The organism is Pseudomonas sp. IT-P100, assembly GCF_949767185.1.
Lineage (GTDB): Bacteria > Pseudomonadota > Gammaproteobacteria > Pseudomonadales > Pseudomonadaceae > Aquipseudomonas > Aquipseudomonas fluorescens_B.
Genome location: NZ_CATKQK010000036.1, coordinates 1 through 1,188, shown reverse-complemented (window position 1 = coordinate 1,188; position 1,188 = coordinate 1). Strand labels below are relative to the sequence as shown.

Annotated in this window: 1 protein-coding gene; it reads right to left on the bottom strand. The window is 53.5% G+C overall.

The window, feature by feature from the left end:
* Positions 1-1,135 (bottom strand): IS3 family transposase gene (locus tag ACM6IQ_RS22190; RefSeq protein WP_414879874.1). Its coding sequence is split into 2 segments (ribosomal slippage), with 1,136 coding nucleotides annotated over them: positions 1-784 and positions 784-1,135; the frame shifts between segments, so codons are not numbered across the junction. This gene is flagged as partial in the annotation.
* Between the last annotated feature and the right edge of the window lie 53 nt (positions 1,136-1,188).

Sequence of the window (1,188 nt, the reverse complement as noted above, 5' to 3'; positions counted from 1 at the left end):
CGCACCATCTGTGTGGCCTGCGCAAAATCCGCAGGTCGGTGGATCAAGAACTCTGTTTTCAAGATGCCGTTGACCCGCTCTGCCAAGGCGTTTTGGTAGCAGTCGTAGCCGTCGGTCATCGAGCAAGTGATGCCATGCTTTGCGTGCATTTCTTGATAAAGGGCCGAGCAGTACTGCGCGCCTCGATCCGAGTGATGGACTAGTTTCTGAACGCTTCGACGTCGCTTCAAAGCCATTCGAAAGGCTTGCACCACGGAGTTGGTGTGCAGACTTTCATGCACGTGATAGCCGACTATTTTTCTCGAAAAGACATCCGTCACTAAACTCAAATAGGCAACGCCATCACGGGTAGGCAGGTAAGTAATATCGGCCACCCAGACCTGTTCTGGGCCGGTAGCGACTATTTGTTCCGGGCTTGGTTTCAGCAGATTGGGGTGTCGGCGGAAGCGATGATGGCTGTCGGTCGTCTTGTGATACGCCCGTTTTCTGCGGACCAACTGGCGGCTTTCCCGCAAAACCGCGAACAAACGATCCCGGCCAACATGGAGCTCCTGTTGCTCACGCTGCTCATGCATCATCGAATGCAGCTTGCGAGTGCCGATGCACGGTTGGCGAGCACGGACCTTCTCTACAAACGTTATGAGCTGCTGATCCTGGTCGGCCCGAGCCCTGTAGACCCGGTTGCGTTTGTAATAGGCCTGACGGCTTATTCCCATAAATTGGCAAGCCCTGCTGACACTCAGGGTTTGGGTTTGCGCAACGACTTGCCGGGTCGCTTTTTTACGACAGATACGCCGTAGTCATTTTTCAGAACATCGACCACGGCTTCAAAGAATTGGGCTTTCTGAGTTGCCAGCGCCAGTTGTTCTTCGAGTTCTTTGATTCTTTGCTCGGGAGTCAGTGGCAAGGTTGGCTCGTCCATAGGTCTGATCCTCTGGGAACGAATGGAGGCGCCTTGGCTCCAGTCCTGGCGACCATGTTTGCGTAACCAAACCAGCACCGTCGACCGACCCTGAATCCCATAGCGCCGCTGAGCCTCTTTATAACTCAACTCGCCTTTTTCGACCTGGTCGACAACCGATAATTTAAAAGCCAGTGTGTAATCACGCTGACTGCGCTTCGTGCCCGTATCCATTGCACCTTCCTGAAAAGAAGTCAGAAGGTGTAAACCTTATTCAGGACGGGACA